General features: G+C 40.4%; 25 protein-coding genes. 8 read left to right on the forward strand and 17 right to left on the reverse strand.

Annotated features, from left to right (window positions below; genetic code table 11):
• Positions 1-13 precede the first annotated feature (13 nt).
• The 4 genes from OC530_RS01515 to OC530_RS01530 form a co-directional block, all read right to left on the reverse strand.
• On the reverse strand, positions 14-286 hold the full coding sequence (locus OC530_RS01515) for a PspC domain-containing protein (RefSeq protein ID WP_001085044.1): 273 nt from the start codon (positions 284-286) through the stop codon (positions 14-16).
• Between the two features lie 58 nt (positions 287-344).
• The gene (locus tag OC530_RS01520; protein WP_173234123.1) at positions 345-794 is read right to left on the reverse strand and encodes a SprT family protein; all 450 of its coding nucleotides are present in this window, start codon (positions 792-794) and stop codon (positions 345-347) included.
• Positions 781-2,910 carry a Tex family protein gene (locus OC530_RS01525; RefSeq protein WP_173233874.1) on the reverse strand — a complete coding sequence of 710 codons (2,130 nt, stop codon included), beginning with the start codon at positions 2,908-2,910 and terminating at the stop codon, positions 781-783. The genes OC530_RS01520 and OC530_RS01525 overlap by 14 nt, the downstream gene beginning before the upstream one ends.
• Positions 2,911-3,387: 477 nt before the next feature.
• Positions 3,388-3,768, reverse strand: a complete 381-nt coding sequence (locus OC530_RS01530) for a PBECR2 nuclease fold domain-containing protein (protein ID WP_164225984.1) — start codon at positions 3,766-3,768, stop codon at positions 3,388-3,390.
• Positions 3,769-3,923: 155 nt separating this feature from the next.
• Between OC530_RS01530 and OC530_RS01535 the strand changes: the two genes are divergently transcribed.
• Genes OC530_RS01535 through OC530_RS01545 form a run of 3 tightly spaced genes read left to right on the forward strand, consistent with a single transcriptional unit; the run spans position 3,924 to position 5,773 of the window.
• Positions 3,924-4,055, forward strand: a complete 132-nt coding sequence (locus OC530_RS01535; protein ID WP_000268685.1) for an SPJ_0845 family protein — start codon at positions 3,924-3,926, stop codon at positions 4,053-4,055.
• Entirely contained in the window at positions 4,056-4,961 is a 906-nt protein-coding gene (locus OC530_RS01540; protein WP_112443572.1) for a permease, read from the forward strand.
• Complete coding sequence (locus tag OC530_RS01545; RefSeq protein ID WP_112443571.1) at positions 4,958-5,773, forward strand: TIGR03943 family putative permease subunit; 816 nt, start codon at positions 4,958-4,960, stop codon at positions 5,771-5,773. The genes OC530_RS01540 and OC530_RS01545 overlap by 4 nt, the downstream gene beginning before the upstream one ends.
• A gap of 153 nt (positions 5,774-5,926) precedes the next feature.
• Here the strand turns inward: OC530_RS01545 and OC530_RS01550 are convergent, their stop codons facing one another.
• The 3 genes from OC530_RS01550 to OC530_RS01560 form a co-directional block, all read right to left on the reverse strand.
• On the reverse strand, positions 5,927-6,238 hold the full coding sequence (locus tag OC530_RS01550; RefSeq protein WP_112443570.1) for a hypothetical protein: 312 nt from the start codon (positions 6,236-6,238) through the stop codon (positions 5,927-5,929).
• 112 nt (positions 6,239-6,350) lie between these two features.
• Positions 6,351-6,530: a hypothetical protein gene (locus OC530_RS01555; protein WP_112443569.1), complete on the reverse strand. Its 180-nt coding sequence runs from the start codon at positions 6,528-6,530 to the stop codon at positions 6,351-6,353.
• A 12-nt stretch (positions 6,531-6,542) separates the two neighbouring features.
• Positions 6,543-7,415 carry a DUF4300 family protein gene (locus OC530_RS01560; protein WP_262078937.1) on the reverse strand — a complete coding sequence of 291 codons (873 nt, stop codon included), beginning with the start codon at positions 7,413-7,415 and terminating at the stop codon, positions 6,543-6,545.
• A 764-nt stretch (positions 7,416-8,179) separates the two neighbouring features.
• On the opposite strand from OC530_RS01560, the gene OC530_RS01565 reads away from it, so the two are divergent.
• Entirely contained in the window at positions 8,180-8,386 is a 207-nt protein-coding gene (locus OC530_RS01565; RefSeq protein ID WP_173212270.1) for a S24 family peptidase, read from the forward strand.
• A 500-nt stretch (positions 8,387-8,886) separates the two neighbouring features.
• The gene (locus OC530_RS01570; protein WP_240149002.1) at positions 8,887-9,144 is read left to right on the forward strand and encodes a hypothetical protein; all 258 of its coding nucleotides are present in this window, start codon (positions 8,887-8,889) and stop codon (positions 9,142-9,144) included.
• 30 nt (positions 9,145-9,174) lie between these two features.
• Here the strand turns inward: OC530_RS01570 and pyk are convergent, their stop codons facing one another.
• The 3 genes from pyk to OC530_RS01585 all read right to left on the reverse strand — a co-directional run bounded on the left by pyk (position 9,175) and on the right by OC530_RS01585 (position 14,930).
• Entirely contained in the window at positions 9,175-10,680 is a 1,506-nt protein-coding gene (gene pyk / locus OC530_RS01575) for a pyruvate kinase (protein ID WP_050224194.1), read from the reverse strand.
• A 58-nt stretch (positions 10,681-10,738) separates the two neighbouring features.
• Entirely contained in the window at positions 10,739-11,746 is a 1,008-nt protein-coding gene (gene pfkA, locus OC530_RS01580) for a 6-phosphofructokinase (protein WP_173212268.1), read from the reverse strand.
• A gap of 82 nt (positions 11,747-11,828) precedes the next feature.
• Positions 11,829-14,930 carry a DNA polymerase III subunit alpha gene (locus OC530_RS01585; protein WP_173212266.1) on the reverse strand — a complete coding sequence of 1,034 codons (3,102 nt, stop codon included), beginning with the start codon at positions 14,928-14,930 and terminating at the stop codon, positions 11,829-11,831.
• A gap of 345 nt (positions 14,931-15,275) precedes the next feature.
• Between OC530_RS01585 and OC530_RS01590 the strand changes: the two genes are divergently transcribed.
• Positions 15,276-17,549 (forward strand): Xaa-Pro dipeptidyl-peptidase, encoded by a 2,274-nt coding sequence (locus tag OC530_RS01590; protein WP_262078942.1) that lies wholly within the window; start codon positions 15,276-15,278, stop codon positions 17,547-17,549.
• A gap of 18 nt (positions 17,550-17,567) precedes the next feature.
• Positions 17,568-18,038, forward strand: coding sequence for an arginine repressor (locus OC530_RS01595; protein ID WP_001043011.1), 471 nt, complete (start codon positions 17,568-17,570; stop codon positions 18,036-18,038).
• A 115-nt stretch (positions 18,039-18,153) separates the two neighbouring features.
• Here OC530_RS01595 and OC530_RS01600 read toward each other — a convergent pair whose 3' ends face one another.
• From OC530_RS01600 to OC530_RS01625, 6 genes are all read right to left on the reverse strand, one after another.
• The gene (locus OC530_RS01600; protein WP_262078944.1) at positions 18,154-18,354 is read right to left on the reverse strand and encodes a hypothetical protein; all 201 of its coding nucleotides are present in this window, start codon (positions 18,352-18,354) and stop codon (positions 18,154-18,156) included.
• Positions 18,355-18,614: 260 nt separating this feature from the next.
• On the reverse strand, positions 18,615-19,781 hold the full coding sequence (locus OC530_RS01605) for an ATP-grasp domain-containing protein (protein WP_262078946.1): 1,167 nt from the start codon (positions 19,779-19,781) through the stop codon (positions 18,615-18,617).
• 12 nt (positions 19,782-19,793) lie between these two features.
• Complete coding sequence (locus OC530_RS01610; RefSeq protein WP_153199706.1) at positions 19,794-20,534, reverse strand: esterase family protein; 741 nt, start codon at positions 20,532-20,534, stop codon at positions 19,794-19,796.
• Between the two features lie 20 nt (positions 20,535-20,554).
• Positions 20,555-21,379 carry an alpha/beta hydrolase gene (locus OC530_RS01615; RefSeq protein WP_100104072.1) on the reverse strand — a complete coding sequence of 275 codons (825 nt, stop codon included), beginning with the start codon at positions 21,377-21,379 and terminating at the stop codon, positions 20,555-20,557.
• A 136-nt stretch (positions 21,380-21,515) separates the two neighbouring features.
• On the reverse strand, positions 21,516-22,730 hold the full coding sequence (gene thiI, locus OC530_RS01620; RefSeq protein WP_262078951.1) for a tRNA uracil 4-sulfurtransferase ThiI: 1,215 nt from the start codon (positions 22,728-22,730) through the stop codon (positions 21,516-21,518).
• A gap of 8 nt (positions 22,731-22,738) precedes the next feature.
• Positions 22,739-23,881 (reverse strand): cysteine desulfurase family protein, encoded by a 1,143-nt coding sequence (locus OC530_RS01625; RefSeq protein WP_173233853.1) that lies wholly within the window; start codon positions 23,879-23,881, stop codon positions 22,739-22,741.
• A 138-nt stretch (positions 23,882-24,019) separates the two neighbouring features.
• On the opposite strand from OC530_RS01625, the gene OC530_RS01630 reads away from it, so the two are divergent.
• The gene (locus OC530_RS01630; protein WP_173233851.1) at positions 24,020-24,451 is read left to right on the forward strand and encodes a DUF6556 family protein; all 432 of its coding nucleotides are present in this window, start codon (positions 24,020-24,022) and stop codon (positions 24,449-24,451) included.
• Between the two features lie 43 nt (positions 24,452-24,494).
• On the opposite strand, the gene OC530_RS01635 is transcribed toward OC530_RS01630, so the two are convergent.
• Positions 24,495-26,798 carry a DNA translocase FtsK gene (locus OC530_RS01635; protein ID WP_316043864.1) on the reverse strand — a complete coding sequence of 768 codons (2,304 nt, stop codon included), beginning with the start codon at positions 26,796-26,798 and terminating at the stop codon, positions 24,495-24,497.
• Positions 26,799-26,845 lie beyond the last annotated feature (47 nt).

The raw sequence follows: 26,845 nt of genomic DNA on the forward strand, positions 1-26,845 counted from the left end.
CTTTTGTAAAACCTCACCAAAACCAGCCTTCATTATCGTCAATGGCTTGAGCTTCTTTGCGTTTACGTGGGCCTGTTCCGTACATTTCTGCTTCGATTTCTTCCTTGGTTGGCATGATAGAAGCTAGGATGATATAGATAATCACCCCAAGTCCAAAGTTTGCGACTGTAAAAATGGCAAACAGAAAACGTACAAGGGTAACATCAAAGTTCCACTTGTCTGACAGACCTGCTAAAACTCCTGAAATCATGCGATTTCGTCTCATTTTATAAAATTTACTGTTCATGATATTTCCTCTTTCTGCTAGGTTAGACATAGTATATCACGGGTAGGCTCGGCTTTCATCAGTCCTCAGGCTGATTTATTAGTAGCAATTTACCTCGACAAAGTCCACAGCGATAGCGTTTGGTATCAATCCTACGCTTGCGCAGATACCTTTGTTGGCAGGATTGACAACGATAAAGCTTGAGTGGTTTAGAGTGGCTATTTGTCAAGGAGGGCACAAAGCGTAATCCATCCACTGCTTTCAAAAGGTCCTTAAAATCCCGATCCTTGTGTTGATAGCCCTTCCCTTGAAAATAGAGATGATAATGACAGAGTTCATGTCGAACAATTTTCCTAAAAACATCCAGACCCAGTTCCTGATAAACCTTTGGGTTGAAATCCAAATGCCCATCTTTGGGGAAAAATCGCCCACCTGTCGAACGTAGACGAGAATTCCACTGGACATGATGGATAAAAGGTCTGCCGAAGTCTTCTAGTGAAACCTGCTTGACGTAATCAGTCAGTTTCATTTGGAGCGAGGAGCGACAGATTGACTTTTTCACGTTCAGTATCGATTTTCTTGACCCAAACGGTCACCAAATCACCAACGGATACCACTTGGCTAGGATGTTTGATAAATTTACGACTCATATGTGAAATATGAATCAGGCCGTCCTCATGAATCCCAATGTCAACGAAGGCACCAAAGTCAACGACGTTACGCACCACACCTTCCAGCTTCTGTCCGACCACTAAGTCTTTGATATCTAGGACATCTTGGCGAAGTACAGGTGCATCAAAGGAATCACGGAAATCTCGACCTGGTTTGAGAAGATCTGCAATGATATCTTTAAGGGTTTCTGGACCAAGGTCTAGCTCTACCGCCATATCTTTGACTGAAAGCGACTTGAGTTTGCTTTGGGCTTCCTCGTTTAGGTCTTTAATATCTAAACGTTTAAAGAGTTCCTTAACAGCAGAATAGTTTTCTGGGTGAACTCCTGTATTATCAAGGATATTGCTACTTTCAGGGATACGAAGGAAACCAGCTGCCTGTTCAAAAGCCTTGGCCCCCAGACGCGGAACTTTCTTGATTTGAGCGCGTGAAGTGATTTTTCCTTCTTCCTCACGGTATTTGACAATATTTTCAGAAATGGTTTTATTGAGTCCAGCTACGTGTGAAAGAAGAGCTGGACTGGCCGTATTGACATTGACACCGACTTGGTTTACCACTGTATCGACAACAAAGTCCAGACTCTCAGATAGTTTCTTCTGACTGACATCATGCTGGTATTGACCGACACCGATTGACTTAGGATCGATTTTGACCAATTCAGCAAGGGGGTCCTGCAAACGACGGGCGATAGAAATAGCAGAGCGTTTTTCAACGGTCAAGTCTGGGAACTCCTGACGAGCAAGTTCGCTGGCAGAGTAGACCGAAGCACCACTTTCGTTTACGATGACATAACTAACCTCAGGAAAATCTTTCAGAACTTCCGCCACAAAGGCTTCACTTTCACGACTGGCCGTCCCATTTCCTATGGCAATAATTTCTACACTGTATTGACCAATCAAATCTGCCAGATCTTTCTTGGCTTCTTCGATTTGACGAGCTGACGCTGGTTTGACAGGATAAATGACCTGAGTTGTCAGCATTTTCCCTGTTGCATCCACGACAGCTAGCTTGGCACCTGTACGAAAGGCAGGGTCAAATCCTAGAACCACGCGCCCTTTCAATGGAGCAACCAAGAGGAGATTGCGCAGGTTGTCAGAAAAGAGTTGGATAGCTCCTTCTTCTGCTTTCTCAGTTAATTCTGTCCGAATGCGTCGCTCAATAGCAGGTAAGACTTTTTTCTTAACTGACTGTTGAACAACTTCATCTATATAGGCATTTTTTACCTTGAAACGAGCAGCAAAGAAGGCAAGGATACGGTCCGTTGCATGTTCAAAACCGACCTTCAAGACACCTAGCTTCTCCCCACGATTGAGGGCTAAGGTACGATAACCCTGCATATTTCCAACTGTCTCAGAAAAATCATAATAAATCTGAAAAACCTGCTTTTCATCAAGACTTTCATCCTTGACTTGAGAAGTAAGTTTAGAGTGTCTCAATACCTCCTGATAAGTCATGGCGCGCAGTGTCACGTCTTCCGATAAGGCTTCGACTAAGATATCAACTGCACCAGCCAAGGCTTCCTTCCCTGTCGCAAATCCTTCACAGACAAACTTTTCAGCCTCTTTCTCTAAGTCAGCTACATTTTGCAAAATCAAGCGAGCAAGTGGGAAGAGTCCGGCTTCACGGGCAATAGTTGCCTTGGTCCGACGTTTTTCTTTAAAGGGTAGGTAAAGTTCTTCTACATCTGCTAATTTTTCGGCAGCTAAGATAGCTTCTTCCAATTCCTTGGTCAGCTTGCCTTTTTCTTGAATCTTAGCCAAGACAGCTTCCTTACGGTCGTTGAGGTTAGTCAGACTTTTATCTAGGTCAATAATAGCCTTAATCGCCACCTCATCCAGACTACCAGTCATATCCTTGCGATAACGCGCGATAAAGGGAATAGTCGCCCCTTCAGCTGTCAAACTTAGAACGGTATCGATTTGCTTTAACGTCACTCCCAAATCCTGGGAGATTTTTTCATATTTTTTATCCATGAATCTATTATACCACAAGCTAATATTATTCAAATTATCTCTTACAATTTTAAAACATAAGTTGGGAAATAAATTTACTTCATTTCAATATTCTATTCATTGAGAAGGTTGCAATTTAATTCTAATAGTTTACAAAAGGATTCGTGATTAATTTCACTGTTTTTATTTTTGACAATAATGCGCCACTATTCTCCCTCTCTATTCTTCAAGAAAACGCTTTTTTGAACAATAGGATTGTAATTTCTGTTTCTAATCGTTTAAAATGCGTGTTTTTGAGAAATAAAAAAATCGCAAGCCTGAGCCTGCGGTGAGTGTAATCTATTTTGAATTTTTTAAACAAAAAAGGAGCATTTAAGCTCCTCCTTTGATATAACGGACACTTGGCTGGTCGGTGTACCCAGCATCTCAGATACCTTTTTCAAGGTGCGGCAGGAACCTTTCTGCCCTCAAATGTCTTTCGTTAATGTTATTCTAGCACTATCTACTTTTTTTGTCAAGCTTTCTCAATCTACCAGACTTAATACGAGTTTGTAACTTGAAATCTTGTAAGCGATACATGGTCGGAACATAAAAGAAATCACCACTTTTATGTAACTTAATCGCAACAAGAACATTATCATCAAATCTTTTTACATATTCAAAACTAGCATCTTTCTCTCGTGGATTGACCCCAACGAAATCTGGATTACTTAGTATCAGTTCCAGATCTTCGATATGACGAATCACATCATTGTGATGACGTTTCAACATATGGCTTCTTAAACCTTCTTTGTTAACCTTGATATCACTGGCTTCAAGAACAATATTAAAAATTTCTTTTACTTCGTCAGTAACCTGACCGATCTTTTCATGTTCCATCATTTCCTCCGTTATTCCACAACTATTATATCACAATCATAGTGTATATCAGGATATATCAAGCTCTATTATTCGTTAGATACTCAATTTTAACTTTTCCCTTTTCCTCAAAATAATAGTATAATAGAGGTAGAATTTAGAATCGAGGTACACCTATGGCTGTAAAATTTACAAAACGAGACGACTTGGACAAGATGTTTGAAGAGTTTGCTAAACTCCCAGATTTGAAACAAGTCACTTTCCCTGATGACAAAGAGAAAAAAGCCAAAGCAGAAAAGAAAAACTAGATGACTGCTTTCCAACAACTCCCATCTAGTGTGCTTCAGACTGGGGCTATTTTTCTCTCTATAATCATTGAAGCCCTACCCTTCGTTCTGATAGGAAGTATTGTCTCAGGGCTGATTGAGGTCTATATCACACCTGACAAGGTTTATCATTTTCTCCCTCGAAATCGTTGGGGGAGAATCTTTTTTGGGACCTTCGTTGGGATACTTTTCCCTTCTTGTGAATGTGGAATCGTCCCCATTATCAATCGTTTTCTGGAAAAAAAGGTTCCCAGTTACACGGCCGTTCCCTTTCTTGTGACAGCACCTGTCATCAATCCTATTGTTCTCTTTGCGACCTATTCTGCCTTTGGGAACTCCTTCCATGTCGCTCTGTTACGAGCTCTAGGTTCCATTGTAGTGGCTGTGATACTTGGGATTTTTCTAGGATTCTTCTGGCAAGAACCGATTCAGAAAGAAAATCGTTTGGCCTGTCATGAGCACGATTTTTCTCATTTGAGTCCTGCAAAAAAAGTTTTTCAGGTTTTTGTGCAAGCAATTGATGAATTTTTTGATACGGGACGTTATTTGGTATTCGGCTGTCTCTTTGCTTCTGTGACACAGGTCTACGTTCCGACTCGAATTCTGACCTCTATCAGTGCGACTCCTCTTTTTGCCATCCTGCTCTTGATGCTTTTGGCCTTTCTTCTTTCGCTCTGTAGTGAGGCGGATGCCTTTATCGGGACTTCTCTTCTCTCGAGTTTCGGATTGGCACCGGTTCTAGCCTTTCTCGTTATTGGCCCAATGCTGGATATTAAAAATATTCTCATGATGAAAAATTACTTGAAAGCACGATTTATCAGTCACTTCATTATGATTGTGACTCTTGTCGTCTTAGTGTATTCTCTCTTGATTGGAGTCATCCTATGATTCGATTTTTAGTTTTAGCTGGCTATTTTGAACTGACTATTTATCTCCATCTGTCGGGCAAATTAAACCAGTACATCAACATGCACTATTCCTATCTTGCCTATATTTCCATGGTCCTTTCCTTTATCTTGGCTATTGTTCAATTGTATATCTGGATGAAGCAAGTCAAAACCCACAGTCATCTGAATAGCCGATTAGCCAAGATGACGAGTATTTCTCTTCTGGCTATTCCACTTGTCATCGGCTTAACTTTTCCAACTGTTAGCTTGGATTCTCAGACCGTTTCAGCAAAAGGCTATCATTTCCCCCTATCGGAAGGAACGGATCTGGCCATTCAGACAAGCGAAGGGACGACAAGTCAATATTTGAAACCAGATACCAGTTCTTATTTTTCAAAATCAGCCTATGAAAAGGAAATGCGAACGGCGGCGGATAAATACTTGTCCCAAGATAGCATTAACATTACTAACGAAAACTATATGGAAGTCATGGAAGCTATCTACGACTATCCAGATGAGTTTGAGGGCAAGACAATCCAGTTTACAGGCTTTGTCTATAACGACCCCAGTCATGCCAATAGCCAATTTCTGTTCCGCTTCGGCATTATCCACTGTATCGCGGATTCAGGTGTCTATGGCTTACTGACCAAGGGAAATACCCGTCAATATGAAAATAATACTTGGATAACAGCCAAGGGAAAACTGGTCAATCACTACCATAAAGAACTCAAACAAAACCTTCCAACCTTGGAAATCGAAAGCTTTACCAAAGTCGATAAACCAGAAAACCCCTATGTGTATCGAGCTTTTTAAGGAAAATAAGATAAAAACGAACAAGTTCTCTTCTGAATAACAGAAAAGAGCCTGTTCGTTTTTGTTGAGTATTGTATAGTAGAATATAAATTGCGATTTTTAAAATGATATATAACTAGTTAACAATTCACAAATCAAATACATTTTCATTCTCTACTTAATACTATGCTTATTCATCTTTTGTTCAAAGATCGTCGTGATAATCTGACGTAGTTCTTCTCGTTCTTTTTCTGGGATTTCACCACTTGTTTGAGCTGTAGCGTAAAGCTCAGGGTGTTCGATTGAAATGCGTTTAATAGTACGTGTCGTCGCATGTTTTCTGACGAAAAACGGGATTCGCTTAATCAAGTCTTGTGGGACAAGCGCAAGAATCTTCTCAGCAGTTTCCTTGTCACTAATCTTAGACGTCGTCAGCCCATTCTTTATCATTTCCTGTTCTTTTTCTGTAAAATCTTTTAATTCCATCTGATTAGTCCTCCTATTTTCTCTAAGTTAAATTATATACCAATCTGGATAAAACTACAAATGGACTGTTTGGAAATAGGTGAAATACTGTAAAGAAGATTCTGTTCTTTAATTATAAATCTTCCTCCTCAGTCACTTCCCATACTTCTGATTGATAGCCATTCCCATCAATATCGTATCTTTGGATATAACCAATAAATGTTTCATTTTTTCGTGGTTTCTGGCTATTAACGATTGAAATAACCCACCAACTCATCAAAAATAGAAATAAAAGTTCTAGGATTACTGTCATATCATACCACCATTAAAGTTTAACCCACTTATCATTATCCATGATAAAAGGCTTAGCCAGTCCCTCGCCTGTATAGTCCGCATACTTGGTGCCTAAATACTTGTAACAATCTTCCTTGCTGGCAAATTTAATCGCTTGGTAGGGCTCTTCGAAAGTCAATTTCTCTACAAATAAGAAACCGTCATCAGCAGGTACTAAGACGCCAACGTGTCCAATAAACAGATACTCGCCATCCAGATTATCGTGCAAAACTACAGACAGCATTCGAGCTTTGTCGTTGAATTGAAATTGGGAGAAGAATGTTTCCATCTTTTCAGCGTGAACCTTGACATCTGTAGTTGCCTCAGTTGGAACTCTCGAAAATAGAATATCAAACTCTTCCTTATCTTGTGAATCAAAGACCTTTCCCTTATCAATCGCATCATTATCTAGGGAAAGCAATTGGTCATTCTTTTCAAGCTTTGGAATGGTGACTGAATTTTTCAAAAGACAATAACTATTGATACGGCAGTTGGTCCCAACGAAATCGCCCTTCTTTTGATTCCAAAGATGGCTAATTTTCTCAAGATCGTATTCGGTGTGAGTAAAGGAAGTGAAATCTCCTGATAAACCAGTTGAGCCAACAATGGTATTATAATCATTTACAAGATTAAAAAAGGCATCAACACTATTTGGATCCAAGTGAGCTGATAAGAGAGATTTGACCTCTTCTGTACTTACCTGATTGTTTAGGTTGGTGTATGAAGCTTTCCATGGAACTTTCGTTGAACTACTTTGCCTTTGACTCGTCCCATCAGAAGTAGTATTTTGTTGTTGACAAGCAGCCAAGCCTAAAAACAAGGCAGAACAGATTCCTAGTGTAGCTAATTTTCTTGATTTCTTCATCTTTTTCTCCTAAATGTCTTGGATTAAAGTTTCTTTAACTACTGCTTTACAGATATTGATTACTTTCTCATTTAATGTGTTCATCGTCTTTCTCTCTGATTTGTTTTTTTGTTATTTCCTTAAACTTGATTTAATTATAGTAGGCGTTTCGTGCTCTGTCAACAAATTTTTTATGAAAACACAACAAAGTTTTCATTTTCGTGGATTTCGTGTTATGCTTTACTTATAAAAATAGAAAGCGATTTCATTTGTGGATAAAGAAGAGATTGCGATTGTTACAGTCTAAAAATAAAACAATATAGACTAGTAAATGGTTGGACTCAATAAAAATTGGGTACTAAGATAGGTATAAGTAAAAACACCATTGGAAATTATGAAAAAAGGGTTAGGACTACTAAGAAAAATACTATATTTGACTTAGCTAAAGTATTCAGTAGCTTGATTGATGCCTCTTTCCTCCAGTTCAAAAGGATTCTCCTAGCGATATCCAATCTATCTACGACCAACGGACACCATCCAGACAAGGTAAAATCCTGACCTATGCCGAGAGGCAACTGTATGAGCAGAAAAACGAAGATAAACGAAGTATCGTAAAAATCATCAGACTGGACGACTACAGACAGACTACTTACTCTCGTTTTAGGTAGTTTATCTCTGCAGGTAGCCGCTTGATGCAGGACGACGATTTAGATATGGAATTCCCATTCTATGAGGATGAAATCCCAGACGACTAAGACGCAATCGCTTATGTCGTCAGCAGGGCCATGGAGCCAAAGATAAGAAACGGCGACTACCTATTTATCAAGAATCCCCCACAGATTGACTATAATACCATCGGCATCTTCCAAGTAGACGGCGCTAACTATGTCAAGAAACTCCGCCAAGGCTACCTCAAAAAAACTCAATCCCGACATCCACCTAAACGAAAGCAACCATATTCGTACCATCGGAAAAATTGCCAGGCTGTATAGGGAGAATTAAAAAAGGGGGAGAATGGCGATATAAAACAAACAGATTTTAAAGGATTCGAAAAACTTTGAAAAAGTTCATTCTACATTTCAAAAAAAGAATAAGTGACCTAAAGCAGATTAGATTTTGTTAAACACTAGTGATATGTCAATTTAGAGAAAGGGATTTAAGATCACTTTGCAAAAGGCAAATACTAAACTAGCGAAACCGATAAATCAGCCCCTTAGTTCCCATATTTTCAGGCACACACTCCTTAGTACACTAGCTGAGAAGAATGCTATAATGGTTAGAGTGGAACACAAAGACGCTAAAACAATAAATAACATCTACACTCACGTAAGTAAAATAATGGAGCAAGCTGCTTTGGAGGTTTTAAATACCATATCATTAAATCGAAAATATATCAGATCGAATCTAGACAAGTAGATTCCGATTGCTAAAATATTTGTAGAAATTCATTTGAATTTCCTAAGCACTTTGTGCATATCTTATTTCATACTCAATGAAAATCAAAGAGCAAACTAGGAAGCTAGCCGCAGGTTGCTCAAAGCACTGCTTTGAGGTTGCAGATAGAACTGACGAAGTCAGCTCAAAACACTGCTTTGAGGTTGCAGATAAAACTGACGAAGTCAGTAACCATATATACGGTAAGGCGACGCTGACGTGGTTTGAAGAGATTTTCGAAGAGTATCAATCCATTATGAAAGTTTTGCCTCTTTCTTACCCTCTATACAAAAAAAGCCTATCACACAAGCTCTAAAGCTGGATATGATAGGTTTTTATATTTTTCTTAACGTACTGTGCGGATACGCATTGTGTTTGTGCGAACAGCTTCTCCTACTGGTACACCAGCAACGATAACAATATCGTCACCAGATTCTACAAGACCTGCTTCAACTGCTTTACGTTCAGCAATTTCGAACATATCGTCAGTTGAAGATGGAGCATCTGTTAACATTGGGATAACACCCCAGTTCAACATCAAACCACGTTCTGTCAATTCGTCAAATGTCAATGCTAAGATGTCAGCATTTGGACGGTATTTAGAAATCAAACGTGCAGTGTGACCTGTCTTAGTAAGAGTTACAACCAATTTAATGTCCATTGAGTTAGTCGCATCTTTAACAGCTGAAGCCATTACTTCTGTCTTAGAGTTACGTTCGAATGAATCTGAATCCAAACGTCCGTATTCATTAAGAAGAGTTTGAGCATTCTTGTCGATTGTAGCCATTGTAGTTACTGACTCGAGTGGGTATTTACCGTTTGCAGACTCGCCTGATAGCATTGTAGCGTCAGTACCGTCGATAACAGCATTAAATACGTCTGATACTTCTGAACGAGTTGCACGTGGTTTTTCAGTCATTGTTTCAAGCATGTTTGTTGCAGTGATAACAACTTTACCTGCAGCATTGACTTTCTTGATAATCATTTTTTGGTAAACTGGAACCATTTCGAATGGTACTTCGATACCCATGTCACCACGAGCGATCATGATACCATCAGCTGCTTCGATGATTTCATCCAAGTTATCGATACCTTGTTGGTTTTCGATTTTAGCGAACAATTGAACATGTCCGTTTCCAGTTTCTTCACAGATTGCACGAACTTCGTTCACATCTTTTGCAGTACGTACGAATGAAATCGCGATGAAGTTGATACCTTGTTCAAGACCGAAACGGATATCGTCGTTATCGCGTTCAGCAAGAGCTGGGAAAGGAATTTTAGTGTTAGGGATGTTCACACCTTTTTGTTTAGCAATTACGCCATCATTTTCAACTTCAACTTCAAACTCACGAGTTGCGTCATCTTTAGCAACAACACGAAGACCAAGTTTACCATCGTCAACCAAAACTTGACGACCAACTTCAACATCATCATAAATATCAAGAGCACCAGCAACGTTCAATGCAATCACTTCACGAGTTGATTTGATTCCTTGTTTAGTTGCAACACGGATTTTTTCACCAGTTTTGTATGAATATTCTTTAGCTTCACCTTCGAACAATTCTGTACGGATTTCTGGTCCTTTTGTATCAAGAAGGAAACCAACTTTTTTACCTGCAAGTTTTTCAGCAAGTTTAACAGTTGCCATACGCTCACCTTGTTCTTGGTGGTCACCGTGTGAGAAGTTGAAACGGAATGTGTTAGCACCAGCTTCAATCAATTTAGCAATGTTTTTAGCTGAAGCTTCAACATCAAGTTTTTCACCCCAGTATCCGTCATCACCGAATTTTTTACCACCACGGATTTCTACCGCAGGACCCAAAGTTGCAACGATTTTTACACGTTTGTTCATGATTTTTTGTGACTCCTTTATATATATGACCTTTTGGTCTTATTAACTAAATTATGAATTATGACAAGCAATTGTTCAATTGTGACAGGTCAAGATCAGCTTTGTGTGGATTATTTACAATAATCTTACCGTCTGCTGCCAAACTAAACAATGCTCCTTCTTCTGCAGTACCAAGAATTGGATTTTCAACCATTTTTTCGTTACGAATACCTACCGCAACACCACCGATACCTTTTTTAAGAAGTTTAACGGCATGGGCACCCATACGTGACGCCAATACACGGTCACGCGCAGTTGGAGAACCACCACGTTGAATATGTCCAAGTTCTGTCACACGAAGATCGGTCGTATCTCCAGCTTCTTTTAGTTTTTGAGCAAATTCATCTGCTGACATAACACCCTCTGCCAAAACGATGATATTGTGTCTTTTACCACATTCATAGCCAGCTCTGATGCTTGCTACGATATCTTCAATTTTGAAGTCTTCTTCAGGGATGATAATTTCATCAGCACCAGTTGCGATACCAGCCCAAAGAGCGATATCACCAGCGTTACGCCCCATAACTTCGATGACAAAAGTACGACGGTGACTTAATGATGTATCACGAATCTTATCGATAGCGTCCATAGCAGTCGTAACCGCTGTGTCAAAACCGATTGTGAAGTCAGTACCAACGATATCGTTATCAATTGTACCTGGAAGACCGATAGCTGGGAAACCATGCTCAGTCAAACGCATAGCACCGTGGTAAGATCCGTCTCCACCGATAACAACTACACCTTCAATGCCGTGTTTTTTTAATTGCTCAATCCCTTTTAGTTGCCCTTCAAGTTGAGCGAACTCTGGGTAACGAGCTGAGTGAAGGAAAGTACCACCACGAGAAATGATGTTTCCTACTGAAGCCGCATTTAAGGGATGAATTTCACCGGCAACCATACCAGCATATCCGTCATAGATACCAAACACTTCCATTCCTTCTGAAATTGCTTGACGAACAACTGCACGGATAGCAGCGTTCATACCAGGGGCGTCTCCACCACTAGTTAAAACAGCAATACGTTTCATATTGGTTTATGCTCCTTTTTCTTTTAACATTCTTCTTGATTATACCACATTTGATTTTAAAATTCTTCTATTTTCCGTATTTTTAGCGATAAATCGTTTTCATAGCGATTTCATTCAATTTCTCCTCTAATTCATTGGATTTAGCTACAAAATGATGAGGGGAAACGATTGTTTTCTGTTCTTCTTCATACCTGATAATGACTGGGATTGGGCCCTTATACTGGTCTAAAATACGTGAAATTTCTTGATCCGAATCATAATTTTTTACCTGTATCCAAAAGCGTTCAGCAACTGCTTCTCTTATTTCTTGTGCAATCATTTGCAGACGGCCATCACGTGACTGGATTTTTCCTTTTATATAGTAGAAGGCTCCCTCTTTTATTTCCTGCCCAACCTGACGATATAAGTCTGAAAAGAGAGTGACATCCAATTTTTTCTTACTGTCATCTACCTGTAAGAAAGCCATGTTTTCGCCCTTTTTGGTACGAATTACTTTTATTTTCTGAACTTCAACCAAAATAATAGCGTAGCTATTTTCTGACAAATTCCCAATTGGAGTAATCGGGTAAATAGCCTTATTTGCAATAGCTTGTAGGGGATGTTTGCTGACACCTATCCCTAAAAGCTCTTGTTCCATATAGAATTTTTCTTGTTCCGTCCAATCTTCCGATTCCTGCCAACTATAAATAGTATCTCCAAACAAACTTCCTAACTCTTTTACAAATTCAAATAGATTAACTAAATTATTGAATACTTTTTGACGATTTCTTTCAAATGAATCAAAAAGACCAACTTTTACCAAAGGTTCTAGCAGAGGAAGTTTCAGATAATTCTCAGGTAATTTAGCTACAAAATCTTCAATGCTAGAATAAGGTCTATTTTCAATAATCCAAAGCGCCAAATCCTTGCTGACTCCCTTAATCGATTTCAATCCTAGATAGATGGACTTGTTGGCAATTTTATCGTGATAGGGAATGGTGTTGATGGACAGAGGCGCCACTTCAAAGCCTGCTTCTAAGGCATCTGTTAAGTAATCACTGTTGGCAGAATTCAACATGACCTGATAAAAAATGGCTGGATAATGCGTTTTGAAATAAGCCAACTGAAAGGCCAAGGCTGAGTATGCATAGGCATGTGACCTGTTAAAACCATAACCTGCAAACTTCTCCATGACATCAAAGACCTGCTCTGCCTTTTCCGCAGTATGTCCAGCTTCTAATGAACCTTGAATAAAAGAAGCCCTCATCTCATGCATGGCAGAGGCATCCTTTTTCCCCATAGCTCGGCGCAAAATATCGGCTTTCCCAAGACTAAATCCAGCAAAACGCTGAGCAACCTGCATAACCTGCTCCTGATAGAGCATAATTCCGTAAGTTGGAGCCAAAATATCCTCCAGTACTGGATCCAGAACAGTCACTTCTTCCTGCCCATGCTTTCTTGCCACAAAATTATTGATATAGTCACTAGCGCCTGGTCGATTTAGAGAAGTAGTTGCTACGACATCCTCAAAACAGACTGGTTGCACACGCTTAAGCAGACGAATGGCACCTGGTTGCTCAAATTGAAAGATACCTTTTGTATTGCCAGAAGCAAATAAAGCTAACGTTTCTTTGTCTTCCAAATCTATTTCTTCAATTTTAAGGTGAATATCTTCTGTTTCAGCAAGCAACTCTTGCATTTTCTGGACAAAGGTCAAATTTCGTAGTCCCAGAAAATCCATCTTCAAAAGCCCACTAGCTTCAACTCCATGAGCATCATACTGAGTCAATGGAATTTCGTCACCATGCTTTAGAGGGATGTAGTTGGTCAAATCTTGGTCGCTAATCACAACACCAGCCGCATGGACAGAAGTTTGTCTTGGATAGCCCTCAATCTTGCAAGCAATTTCAAAGGCTTTTTGGTATTCTAACTTACTATTGATTTGCTGACGAAACTGGAGGTTACCCTCATAAGCCGACTTAAGATTGTCCCGGAAACTGATTTTCTTAGTAATTGCAGATAATTCATACTCTGGCACACCATAGCGTTTCAAAACATCTCGCAAGGCCTGCTTGGCGCCAAAGGTAGAAAAAGTAACGATTTGCGCCGCATGTTTACTACCGTATTTATTGCCAACATACCTGATAAAATCTGGACGATAAATATCAGGAATATCAATATCAATATCAGGCATGGTATAGCGTTCACGATTGAGGAAACGTTCAAAAATCAGATTTTTCTCTACTGGGTCAATTCCTGTAATGTCCAAGGCATAGGAAACCAAGCTACCAACTGCGGAACCCCGTCCCATGCCCATATAATAACCATTCAAGCGTCCAAAACGCAGCAAATCCCAGACAACCAAGAAATAATCATCAAAACCCATATCATGAATAACAGCCAATTCTTGGTCTAGTCGATCTTGATATTCTTTACTAGACAATCCCTTCTGGGCAAGCCCAAGCTCAGCACGTTCTCTCAACTCTTCTACTGCTGGTCTAGCTGGGTTAAAACGAGGCAGTTTCAAACTAGTATCCAAATCGTAAGAAATACCTGAAATAAGCTTTTCTAAGTTTTCCAAGGCTTGCGGAAATCGTTCTAGGAATAATTTCTCTAAAGAATTTGCTGATATAAAGACATCTTGTCGTGAACGCAAGGGAACTTCTCTGAGCGGTAGGTTTTCTTTAATTGCTGTTAAGACTTGCAGAACTTCTCTATCCCTACTTTCAAAGACATTGACCCGATAGAGGGGTAAGATAGGACGATAAAATTCGCTTACCAGTGTTTCCGGATAAACCCCTATATAGTAATCACAGCCTAGATTTAGTGATTCAAGCTCTTCAAAATAAGGCACAATTACCGCGATATCCTCTAGGTACTGAGACAGGACTGACCAAGTTTTCTCCCCCTGCATCTTGGCTGTTGAAAGCTTCATCAACTGCTGATAGCCCACACTAGATAGAGCTAAAAAGCGCAGATTCACTTCCTGAGCATCCACAAATACAGTCATTTCAAGCCCTAATAAAGGATGAATGCCATATTTTTTTGTAACCTCTAGAAAGTCAAAAGCACCATAAAGATTATCAATATCCATTATAGCCAGATGAGTGTAGCCGAATTCTTTAGCTGCTCTCACATACTTGGTGATTGAAATGACACTCTCCATAAAACTATAGACTGTTTTTGTATCTAGTTGTGCGATCAATTTACACTTCTCCTCTATCCTTCTCACTATATTATACCATTTTCACCTATAAAAGGCTTCTCTTGAGAAACATTTCATCAGCGTACTAATTTACTTTTTATTCATTTGTGTTTTTGTCATTATTTTTTATATTTATACTATATTATATATAAAATAGAAAACATACAATATAAATCTCCTAGAATTTTTATATTATACCCATTACGTCTATTATTACACTGTTCTCTATATTGAATTTAGCACTTTATTCATTTTTATTGGATTATTTCCTTTTGCAGTTAACAATTCCCTTTCTGCTTTTTTTTTGATATAATAACCTTAACTATCATTCTATATGGAGGTTCTATGCGTTTTAATCAATATAGTTATATCACTTTTCCAAAAGAAAATATCTTATCTGAACTAAAAAAATGTGGCTTTGATTTACAAAACACAGCCAATCCCAAGGAATTACTGGAAACTTTTTTACGTCGCTTCTTTTTCACTTATGAGAACACCGACTATCCACTCTCCTGCTTGGCTATAGACAAAGAAACTAACATATTAACTTTTTTCAAATCTGATAAAGACTTGACAGCAGATATTTTTTATACTGTTACTTTTCAACTTTTAGGCTTTTCTTATTTGGTTGACTTCGAAGACAGTGAAGCTTTTCGTAAAGAGACTGGATTTCCTATTGTATACGATGACTTGATTGAAAATCTCTATCAGTTACTCAATACTCGCACCAAAAAAGGGAATACCCTGATTCATCAACTGGTAAGCGACGGTCTTATCTCTGAGGATAATGACTATCACTACTTTAACGGCAAAAGTTTAGCAACTTTTTCCAGCCATGATGTCATTCGTGAAGTCGTTTACGTTGAGTCTCGTGTCGATACTGACCAAAAAGGTCTTCCAGACTTAGTCAAGGTCAGCATTATTCGTCCTCGTTTTGATGGAAAAATCCCTGCCATCATGACAGCCAGCCCTTATCATCAGGGAACAAATGACAAGGCAAGCGATAAGGCTCTCTACAAGATGGAGGGCGAGCTTGAGGTAAAGCCTGCTCATAAGATTGAACTAGAGGAACCTCAACTCAATCTCGTCCAACCCCAAGGCCAAGCTGAGCTTGTGTCGGAAGCTGAGGAAAAGCTAAGCCACATCAACTCTAGCTATACTCTTAATGACTATTTCCTTCCACGAGGTTTTGCCAATCTCTATGTGTCAGGTATTGGTACCAAAGACTCTACTGGTTTCATGACTAATGGAGACTACCAGCAAATCGAGGCTTATAAAAATGTCATCGATTGGCTTAATAGCCGTTGCCGTGCCTTTACTGACCACACGCGCCAACGTCAAGTCAAAGCTGACTGGTCAAACGGAAAAGTTGCCACAACTGGACTTTCCTATCTTGGAACTATGTCCAATGGGCTTGCGACTACAGGCGTCGATGGTTTAGAAGTAATCATTGCTGAGGCTGGCATTTCTTCATGGTACAACTACTACCGTGAAAACGGTCTGGTAACTAGTCCAGGCGGTTATCCCGGTGAGGACTTTGACTCCCTTGCTGAGTTAACCTATTCTCGTAATCTCTTGGCTGGCGACTATATCCGTGGCAATGAAGCTCACCAAGCTGACTTAGAAAAAGTAAAGGAACAACTAGATCGCAAGACCGGCGACTATAACCAGTTTTGGCATGATCGCAACTATCTGCTCAATGCCCATAATGTAAAAGCAGAGGTTGTCTTTACCCACGGTTCACAGGATTGGAATGTCAAACCACTTCATGTTTACCAGATGTTCCATGCCCTTCCTAATCATATAAACAAGCACCTCTTTTTCCATAATGGTGCCCATGTTTATATGAATAACTGGCAGTCCATTGATTTCCGTGAAGCCATGAATGCCTTATTGACTAAAAAATTACTGGGACAAGATACAGATTTCCAACTTCCTACTCTTATCTGGCAGGACAATACAGCTCCACAGACTTGGCTATCACTTGATAACTTCGGTGGGCAAGAAAACTTTGAAACCTTCTCACTTGGGCAAGAAGAGCAAGCTATTCAAAACCAGTACCCAGATAAGGATTTTGAGCGTTATGGTAAGACCTACCAGACCTTCAATACGGAACTCTATCAAGGGAAAGCCAATCAGATTACTATTGACCTGCCTGTGACTAAAGATCTCCACCTGAACGGTCGCGCTCAGCTTAATCTTCGTATCAAATCCAGCACAAACAAGGGGTTCTTATCTGCTCAACTACTGGAACTTGGTCAAAAGAAATACCTACAACCTTATCCAGCTATTTTAAGTGCTAAAACCATTGATAATGGACGCTACCACATGTTGGAAAATCTCTGTGAATTACCATTTAGGCCAGATGCACAACGAGTCGTGACAAAAGGCTACCTTAATTTACAAAATAGAACTGATCTACTGTTAGTAGAGGATATTACTGCAGATGAATGGATGGATGTGCAATTTGAACTGCAACCAACTATTTATAAGCTAAAAGAAGGAGATACTCTTCGTTTAGTCCTCTATACTACTGACTTTGAAATCACAATCCGTGACAATACCGACTACCACTTGACTGTCGACCTCACTCAGTCCACACTTACAATACCTTACTAAAAAAGGAGTTAAATTATTATGAATAAATCAGAACACCGACACCAACTTATACGCGCTCTTGTCGCAAAAAACAAGATTCATACACAGGCTGAATTGCAGTCCCTTCTTGCTGAGAACGACATTCAAGTGACCCAGGCAACCCTCTCACGCGACATCAAAAATATGAACCTATCAAAAGTCCGCGAAGAAGATAACGCTTATTATGTTCTTAATAATGGTTCCATCTCAAAATGGGAAAAACGTTTGGAAAACTATATGGAAGATGCCCTCATCATGTTGCGACCTATTCAGCACCAAGTCCTACTCAAAACTCTTCCTGGTCTAGCACAATCGTTCGCTACAATTATTGATGCTCTTGATTTCCAATATATTATCGCAACCCTTTGTGGTGATGATGTTTGCCTTATCATCTGTGAAGATACAGATGCTGCTCAAAAGTGCTTTGAAGAACTGAAAAAATTCGCCCCACCATTTTTCTTTGAAGAATAATAAATGACTACAACTAACAATTATGCTTTAAAAAACCTGGTAGAAAGTCTTTAACATCAGAAAACGCATAGTATCAAGTGTTGAAAACCCTTGATACTATGCGTTTTGCTTTATCCTAGGAAGATTTATACTCTTCGAAAATCTCTTCAATCCCCGTCAACATCGCCTTGCCGTAGGTATGGTTACTGACTTCGTCAGTCTTATCTACAACCTCAAAACAGTGTTTTAAGCTGACTTCGTCAGTTTCATCTACAACCTCAAAACAGTGTTTTGAGCAGCCTGCAGCTAGTTTCCTAGTTTGATCTTTGATTTTCATTGAGTATTAATAGACTTGTTTGGTATTTTGAAAACTATATCGTATAGGTGTCGTCATGGATCCTTTTAGCTGATTTAAGGATACGAAAGCACAATACTATGACTCAATTGAAATGTTAAAATTCAATTTCTGACCACCTAATCCTGCTTCAAATAGTTATCGAACAAGTTTTATGATAGCTACCTTGTTAGGATGCTCTTATTTTTTATCAGACAAAACAAAAGGATTAAGGAAGTGAATTTCCTTAATCCAATAGTCTCTTAAGCCTGACGTTGTCCGAAATCTGCAATCATCTGCTCCATTTCTTGTCGACTCGGAGTTGTCAGCATATAAAGGTAATCTCCTTGAAGTTCCGCAAAGGCCTCTGGCATGATTTTTTTAACCTTGAACTGCTGACTGTATTTGGCAAGCAAGTCCTCTTCTGAATAGACATAGTGAGCATTTGCACGACGTGATGTAGCCAAACAATACTGAGGTTCAAACTCTGACGCTGGGAACTCTTCTCCTGCGACTATAGCTGCGTAGCCACGATAGAGGTCCAAGGAATGAGCAAAATTATAAACATCGATAGTGAAACCACCTGCAGGACGGTTATTGTACTCAATGGCAATGTAGTTGTCCCCGTCACGGAAGAACTCAATATGGAAGAAACGTTCTTTCATACCAAATTCTTTGACAATTGCCTCACCATATTTACGTAATTTAGGATCCATATCCTTGAGAACGTAATAAGAATTGTCCATCTTGTACATCATGAGATCAAGCGGTGTATAGGCGTAGTCAAAGGTCGTTGAAAAGACGATTTTACCATCCTTGTCCACAAGACCATCAAAGGTGCAAATTTCGCTAGAGGTGACAAATTTCTCAAAGAAATAAACAGTTGAATGATCCCACTCAGTCTTGAAGTGATTGATATCGTCTTCTGTTTCAAGCTTAAAGGTTGCGGCTGCTCCCACTCCATTATCAGGTTTGGCAATCATTGGAAGGCCGATTTCATTCACAGCTTGATCAACATCTGCTTCCGTCTTGATAACAGCTCCAGGGACCACAGGGACACCTGCTTTTTTGAACAGCTTCTTCATTTCAGACTTAAATTTCGTCTTTTTGAGATCCTCTGGTTTGGCACCAAAGACATTGAATTGTTCTCTGAGTGTTGCATCCAGCTCAAGCCAGTATTCATTATGAGATTCGATGCGATCAATTGGACCATGTTTATAGAAAAGGAAAGCAACTGCACGTTTGACTTCATCTATGTTCTCAAGGTTATCTACACGGAAATACTCGGTCAGGCTATTGCGCAAGGGCTCATCCAATTGCTCGTAAGGCTCTTGACCAATTCCCAAGACTGTGATGCCTTTATTAGCTAGTTCGATGGTAAACTGTTGAAAGTTTTGTGGATAGTAGGGAGAAATAACAAGGTAATTCATAAATAACTCCTTTTATAAATAGAGATTGCCGAGGAAATAAGGCATTTGTTTGCGCCACCATTCCCAGTCGTGGGCGACATCGTGTCCCCATTCAGCAAACCAGGCTGGAATTTGTTTCTGGTCAAAGGCTTCTTTGAGCTTGTAAAAGGATGGTAGACCGTCTTGTTCCCAGGCACCAAGACCCGTACAAAGCACAATCTCTGCCTGACGGTAACGATCAATAAACCAGCCGTCGTTCTGATTCCAGATATAATCTACTGGCGAGTTTTGGTAAATAGCATCGTCATTGTAGTAATCGCCGACAAAGAAACGTGCGTCGTAAACACCACTGAGAGCTATCACCTTGGTAAAGACATCTGGATGCTGGAGGAAGAAATTGAGTGCATGATAGGCTCCCATAGAACAACCTGTCGTCATCATTCCATCAAACCAACCTGTCTTGTGCTTGATAAAAGGAATGGCCTCCTCAATCACATAGCGCTCATAGGCACGATGCATCTCCGCTTGGTCGTGACCGTTTTTCCAAGTGGCCAACCAGCTCTCACTGTCTACACTGGATAGGGTAAAGAACTGAACACGGCCTTCCTCGATAAAGGAAGCACAGGCATCAATCATGCCAAAATCATAGTATTCGTTGTGACTACCACCTGATGAAGCAAAGACCACAACTGGAATCCCAGCATGTCCATAACGATTAAGGTACATTTCACGGTTGAGATGGCCACTCCAGTGGCTAAGGTTTTCAATATGCATTGGCTTTCTCCTTTTCTAACTTACCATTTCTCTGCAAAAAATCTCAGACAGTCTGGTAAATTTTCTGACCAAGGGATTTCACTATGGATGGCACCAGACTGAACTTTCAAAACAAGATTGCCCAAGTGTACTCCCCCCGCTATCAAATCATGGTAATAGCGAAGCGATGAGTCGATATAGGCTTGTTTAATATTACCAGCCATCAATGTCTTGTCTGTATCATCCGCTTCTTCCGTTCCCACATAGATGAAGATGCGCTGGTCAGGCGATAGTTGCTGACGCTCGATGTAGCGATTAAAGGCTTCTTGATGGAGCCAGTTAGCAGATGAAAAGACGCCCAAGCAACCAATTTGGTCTTGGTATTCCAAACCGATAAACTGGGTAATATTCCCTCCTAATGAGGAACCAATCATGGCTGTATGCTGGCGGTCTGCTTTTGTACGGTAGGTCTCATCGATAAATGGCTTGACCACCTCCATAACAAACTCGGCATATTCCACACCCTTACCGCCAAACTGCTGCCCTGGGATAGGAGATTCTTGGAACTTCCAAGCCGCATACTCATTCATCCGCCCCATACCGTCATTATCAATGGCTACGACAATCATGCGACTGATATCAGGATTACGTTTGATGGCTGGGATAATCTTCCATGAGTGACCAATAAAGGATTCTTTACTATAAAAGACATTTTGCCCGTCATGAAAGTAAACAACAGGATAGGAACGATTCGTGTCTTTCTCATAATCTTTAGGCAGAAGAACACGCACACGGCGCTCCTTACCTGTATAAGGAACCTTGAGCTTGTGTTCTTTCATTTTTAGATAAAAGTAGGATTGATTCATTATCAGAAAACTCTCTATATTCAAAATTTTATTTTATTATATCACAATTATAGAAAAAAAGTCAGTTTTTCTTCCGTTTTTGGGATTAAAAACTAACTTTTTCATTTATTTTTCTAAATTCTTTTGGATTTTCTGATTAGAGCAAATTATCAATCAAGTCATCGACTTCATCTTTTTCAGCTTGAGGTGTAATCTCAGTAATCATGATTCCAGCCACTGCTCGCTCAACCAAACCTTCAACATCCATACGTTTTTCATACTGTTCTGCATTTTTAATCTTAGGATTGGTCTTAGGACGGTCAGGTGCAAAAATGGTACAACAGTCTTCAAAAGGCTGGATAGAAATTTCAAAGGTGTCAATTTCCTGAGCAATGTCAATGATTTCCAACTTATCCATTGTCACAACTGGACGGATGATGGGAGTGTTGGTAACTGCATTGATAGCCTGCATGCTCTCCAAGGTTTGGCTGGCTACTTGACCTAGGCTTTCCCCATTGATGATAACTAAACCATTTCGTACCTCACGAATACGATCTGTAATACGCATCATAAAACGTCGTGTCAAGGTCATGAGGTAGGCTTCTGGCGCTTTAGCCTTGATTTCCTCTTGAATCTCTGTAAAAGGAACCTCGATAAACTGGATATTTCCACCAAACTTGGTCAATTTTCGAGTCAAATCTTGGGCTTTTTTTAGGGCACCAGGACTAGTGTAAGGTGGGCTGGCAAAATGAACAGCTTCAATATCCACTCCACGCTTAAGAGCAAGATAACCTGCTACAGGTGAGTCAATCCCTCCTGACAACATGAGCATCCCTTTACCTGAAGTTCCAACTGGCAAACCACCAGCCCCACGAATAGTTTCATAAGAAAGATAGGCTGCTTCTTCACGGATTTCCACCTGAAGATTGATGTCAGGATTTTTCATTCGAGCTTGCACATTTGGAATGGCTTCGAAAACAGCTCCTCCAAGTGTTTGATTGAGTTGACGACTATCCAACTCAAAGTTGTGGTCGCTACGCTTGCTAGAAATTTTAAAGGTCATACCATCCTTGTAGATGTCCTGCATAATCTCTTGGACAGCAGACTTCAGAACTTCTACAGATTTTTCAACCTTATAAACAGGGGAAAAGTTTTGAATTCCAAAAACTTGTTTGAGCGATTCTGCTACTGCTGTGTAATCTGCTCCATTGAGGTAAGCGTGGGCACGGTCGCGATCTGCTGTTACCTTAACTTGGGGATAGATAGACAAAACGTCTGAAATATTATTACGAAGTTTATTGATGAAACGCATACGGTTTTTACCCTTGGTTGACAGCTCACCGTAGCGAATCATAATTTCTGAGTACTGCATAAATGCTCCTATCTTACTTTTCTAGTTTGATTATAAATTAATTTTAGCTTGGTCAAAAACTGCTCGACCTGACTCATATCATTTTCAAGGTCTAGGCTTAGACGCACAGCTGACTGGGCCTTATCTTTATCCACTCCCATAGCAATCAAGGTACCTGCAGGTTTCCCTGCCTTGGACGAACAAGCAGAGGTCGTTGAGATGAAAATATCATAGTCTTCAAAAGCGTGAACGATGACTTCACCACGAACACCCTTGATTCCAAAAGTCAGGATATGAGGGGCAAAGTCTTCCTCATCTGAAAAGACAAAAATATCCGGATAGTCCAGAAGTGCTTGACGAATCACTGCCTTCATCTGTCCAGTCTTGCTTGTAAAGAAATCTAGCTTCTCCATAGACAAACGAAGGGCCTTGGCTGTCGCTGCAATTCCTGCCACATTTTCAGTTGTCGAACGATAATCACGCTCCTGACCACCACCTGTTAAAAGAGGCGTAATCTTCTTGCCAGACTTGATATAGACAAAACCAACACCACGAACCCCGTGGAACTTGTGACTAGAGAAAGTCGCAAAATCCACTCGTTCTGTCAGATACTTTTCAGTCGGAATCTTGGCAAGCGCCTGAACCGCATCAACGTGGAAGGAAATAGTCGGCTTGTCTGCTAACAGTTCTGAAATAGCTTGAATAGGTTGAATCGAGCCAATTTCATTGTTCACAGCCATGATAGAAACAAGGGTCGTATCAGGTCGTATCAAATCTGCCAGCGCCTCAACATCCACAAATCCTTTCTCATCTACCGGAGCAAAATCCACTTCAAATTCTTGACTTTTCAACCAAAGAGCTGATTCCTTGACTGCCGGATGTTCAATGGCTGATACAATGATGTGCTTTCCAAACTGAGCCTTTTCAAAGGCCACACCCTTGATGACCCAGTTATCTCCTTCTGTCCCACCAGAAGTAAAGAAGATTTCATCGCTTTTCTTACCGATTAAATCTGCAATCTGTTGCCGAGAAGCATCTAAGATTCGTGTTGCCTGGTCTCCCAAACGATGGAGACTAGATGGATTTCCTAAAATTTTTGAAGCGACCTGCATATAGGTTTCAAGTGCTTCAGGATAGGGCTTGGTCGTCGCCGAATTATCAAAGTAAATCATGTTTTCTCACGCTTTCTAAAATAACTCCTTCTATTGTATCATGAAACGGAGCCTGCGACAAGAAAGGGCAATTCCTCTTTTTTTAAGATTTTTTTAAAGAAATGCGGTATAATAAATTTTAATTAAAGGAGAGAATGCATGTCTAATTATCGTAGAACTTCAAAACCAAAAACAGAACACATCAAAAAAGGCTTTACAGTCTTTCAAAAAATCGTTGCGACTATCGCTAGTATCCTTGGCTTAATTACCGCAAGTATCACTATCATGAACGCCTTGGATAATAACAAAAATACTAAAAAAGAACCTACGACAACCCAGACGACAACCATTGTCAAAGAAATTCAAAAAGAATCCCCTAAGGAAAACACTAGTCCCAATAAAGAAACTAACACCACTCAAGAAAAAACACAGCAAGAGGAAACACCAAAAGCCAGCGTCAAGGAAGAGAAAAAAGAAGAGCAGAAAACATCAACTCAGGATTCTTCTGCTCCTGCTCCAAGTAAACCTGCTACTGAAAATGAAAAACAGTCCAATAATACACCAACTTCGGAAAATAAAACTAATCAATAATCACTAAAATAGCTTCCCTCCAAACTTGGAAAGAAGCTATTTTTTATTGTTGCAATACTTTTCTTGGTTTGGTACCTTCAGCTGGACCGATGACACCTGCCATCTCAAGCTCTTCCATGAGGCGGGTCGCACGGTTAAATCCAACTGATAAACGACGCTGAATCATAGATGCGCTAGCTTTCTGGGTTTCGATCACCAAAGCCTTGGCTTCTTCAAAGAGCGGATCACCACCAGATTCACCATCTGAAAATTCTCCTTCATTTTCAGAAACCTCACCGGGATCAAAACTCTCATCGTAGTCCGCATCTGCTTGAGCCTTAATGAAGTTTACGATGCGCTCGACATCATCATCCGAGATAAAGGAGCCTTGGAGACGAACTGGATGATTTTCATCAATTGGTTTAAAAAGCATATCTCCACGTCCAAGCAGTTTTTCCGCTCCATTTTCATCCAAGATGGTGCGCGAGTCTGTACCTGATGATACCGCAAAAGCCACTCGAGATGGGACATTAGCCTTGATCAGACCAGAGATGACATCAACTGATGGACGCTGGGTTGCAAGAATCATGTGGATACCTGCAGCCCGCGCCTTCTGCCCAAGACGAATGATGGCATCTTCCACTTCCTTGCTGGCAACCATCATGAGGTCAGCCAACTCATCCACAATCACGACAATGAGCGGTAGCGGAATTTGCTTGTACTCAGACTGGACATTGAACTCTTCTACCTTGGCATTAAAACCTGCAATATTCCGAACTCCCACCTTGGCAAAGAGTTCATAACGATTTTCCATTTCATCCACGACCTTTTGCAAAGCCTTGCTGGCCTTACGTGGATTGGTCACGACTGGAATCAAGAGGTGGGGAATATCATTGTAAACAGACAACTCAACCATCTTGGGATCGACCATCATAAATTTAACTTGGTCAGGTCTCGCCTTCATGAGGATGCTAGCGATAATGCCGTTAACAGCTACTGACTTCCCTGAACCCGTTGAACCTGCAACTAGCAAGTGGGGCATTTTAGAAAGGTCAAAAGCTCTTGCAGTGCCATTAACCGCCTTTCCTAGAGGAATTTCCAAGAGATTTTCTGCTTTCGTTTGAGATTGTTCCCATAGTTCGCGGAAAGAAACTGTCGCAATTTCAGAGTTGGGTACTTCGATTCCGACTAGAGATTTCCCTGGGATAGGTGCTTCGATTCGGACATCCTTGGCCGCCAAGGCTAGAGCGAGGTCATCTGCTAGATTGGAAATGCGGTTGACCCGTACTCCAACTGCTGGCTTGACTTCATACTTGGTCACTGATGGCCCAATTTCAGCCCGTTCAACTGTTACCTTGATACCAAAGCTAGCAAAGGTTTCTTCTAGGATTTTGATATTTTCCCGGACGATTTTCTTCTCTTTAGACTGATCCTTGGGTTTATCTGGGGCAAAGAGTTGTAAGCTTGGAAGTTTGTATTCGAGGGCTTCCTTGGCTGAAAAATCGACCTGAACATCTTCGTCATCAGAGCCATCTTCCTGCTCAGGGAATTCAAGTTCGGCTTGAGGCAGGATGATTTCTGGTTCCACCCAGTCTTCTTCTGGAACAGGAGGAACGTCAAGCACAACATCTGCTGTCAGAATTTCACCCGTTTCCATATCAATAGGAGGCAAATCGAGTAAGGCCTTTTCGGTCTCTTCTTGTTCTAATCTAGCCTCTTCCTCAGCCTTTTGGCGAGCTTTTTCTTCTTGTTTGACAAAGCGTTCCTCTTTTCGACGCTCATGTCCTTCCCACCATTTAGCAAAGCCTCTACTGAAAAATTCAGCAATATCGTAAACAGACCAAGGACTGACTAGGAGGGCACCCACTAAAATCAAGATAGAACCAATAAAGTAAGTGCCGATATTTGAAAAGAGAAAGGAGGTTGGAATATAAAGAGCGACACCAATCAAGCCCCCTCCAGCAAAACTGGTCGTTCGAAAACCAGTTAAATCCGTCACAACCTGCGCCATGGTTCCTTTTAGGACCGACTTGTCCAAACCATATTTCCAAACTAAATAGGTTTCAAAAATCAAGAGCAAACCTGCAAATATGGTAAAAAATCCTGATAAGAGTCCTTCCTGTTTTCGTATCCACTTGAAAAAGAAGAGGTGGAGCAGGATACCAAATATTGCCAGATAAGCTAGGCTACCCACCAGCAAGCGAATTAAATTGTAAAGGGTGATACCTGCAGCCCCTAATTTGAAGGCTGCGAAAATCAATAAAATCGCGATTCCCAACGAAATCAACATTCGTTGAATCGCTTCTTTTCTTTCGAGTTCTGCTTTAGACGGTCTCCGTCTTGTTTTACTTGTATTCTTGTTTACCATTCTTCTATTATACCACATTTCACAGGCATTTCGGAAAGAGAAAAAGA

It is taken from the genome of Streptococcus sp. Marseille-Q5619, from assembly GCF_946901205.1.
Classification (GTDB): Bacteria; Bacillota; Bacilli; order Lactobacillales; family Streptococcaceae; genus Streptococcus.

Coding starts and splice junctions, on each gene's coding strand:
- OC530_RS01515 (WP_001085044.1), bottom strand. CDS start 286: ATGAACAGTAAATTTTATAAAATGAGACGAAATCGCATGATTTCAGGA.
- OC530_RS01520 (WP_173234123.1), bottom strand. CDS start 794: ATGAAACTGACTGATTACGTCAAGCAGGTTTCACTAGAAGACTTCGGC.
- OC530_RS01525 (WP_173233874.1), bottom strand. CDS start 2,910: ATGGATAAAAAATATGAAAAAATCTCCCAGGATTTGGGAGTGACGTTA.
- OC530_RS01530 (WP_164225984.1), bottom strand. CDS start 3,768: ATGGAACATGAAAAGATCGGTCAGGTTACTGACGAAGTAAAAGAAATT.
- OC530_RS01535 (WP_000268685.1), top strand. CDS start 3,924: ATGGCTGTAAAATTTACAAAACGAGACGACTTGGACAAGATGTTTGAA.
- OC530_RS01540 (WP_112443572.1), top strand. CDS start 4,056: ATGACTGCTTTCCAACAACTCCCATCTAGTGTGCTTCAGACTGGGGCT.
- OC530_RS01545 (WP_112443571.1), top strand. CDS start 4,958: ATGATTCGATTTTTAGTTTTAGCTGGCTATTTTGAACTGACTATTTAT.
- OC530_RS01550 (WP_112443570.1), bottom strand. CDS start 6,238: ATGGAATTAAAAGATTTTACAGAAAAAGAACAGGAAATGATAAAGAAT.
- OC530_RS01555 (WP_112443569.1), bottom strand. CDS start 6,530: ATGACAGTAATCCTAGAACTTTTATTTCTATTTTTGATGAGTTGGTGG.
- OC530_RS01560 (WP_262078937.1), bottom strand. CDS start 7,415: ATGAAGAAATCAAGAAAATTAGCTACACTAGGAATCTGTTCTGCCTTG.
- OC530_RS01565 (WP_173212270.1), top strand. CDS start 8,180: ATGGAGCCAAAGATAAGAAACGGCGACTACCTATTTATCAAGAATCCC.
- OC530_RS01570 (WP_240149002.1), top strand. CDS start 8,887: ATGAAAATCAAAGAGCAAACTAGGAAGCTAGCCGCAGGTTGCTCAAAG.
- pyk (WP_050224194.1), bottom strand. CDS start 10,680: ATGAACAAACGTGTAAAAATCGTTGCAACTTTGGGTCCTGCGGTAGAA.
- pfkA (WP_173212268.1), bottom strand. CDS start 11,746: ATGAAACGTATTGCTGTTTTAACTAGTGGTGGAGACGCCCCTGGTATG.
- OC530_RS01590 (WP_262078942.1), top strand. CDS start 15,276: ATGCGTTTTAATCAATATAGTTATATCACTTTTCCAAAAGAAAATATC.
- OC530_RS01595 (WP_001043011.1), top strand. CDS start 17,568: ATGAATAAATCAGAACACCGACACCAACTTATACGCGCTCTTGTCGCA.
- OC530_RS01600 (WP_262078944.1), bottom strand. CDS start 18,354: ATGAAAATCAAAGATCAAACTAGGAAACTAGCTGCAGGCTGCTCAAAA.
- OC530_RS01605 (WP_262078946.1), bottom strand. CDS start 19,781: ATGAATTACCTTGTTATTTCTCCCTACTATCCACAAAACTTTCAACAG.
- OC530_RS01610 (WP_153199706.1), bottom strand. CDS start 20,534: ATGCATATTGAAAACCTTAGCCACTGGAGTGGCCATCTCAACCGTGAA.
- OC530_RS01615 (WP_100104072.1), bottom strand. CDS start 21,379: ATGAATCAATCCTACTTTTATCTAAAAATGAAAGAACACAAGCTCAAG.
- thiI (WP_262078951.1), bottom strand. CDS start 22,730: ATGCAGTACTCAGAAATTATGATTCGCTACGGTGAGCTGTCAACCAAG.
- OC530_RS01625 (WP_173233853.1), bottom strand. CDS start 23,881: ATGATTTACTTTGATAATTCGGCGACGACCAAGCCCTATCCTGAAGCA.
- OC530_RS01630 (WP_173233851.1), top strand. CDS start 24,020: ATGTCTAATTATCGTAGAACTTCAAAACCAAAAACAGAACACATCAAA.
- OC530_RS01635 (WP_316043864.1), bottom strand. CDS start 26,798: ATGGTAAACAAGAATACAAGTAAAACAAGACGGAGACCGTCTAAAGCA.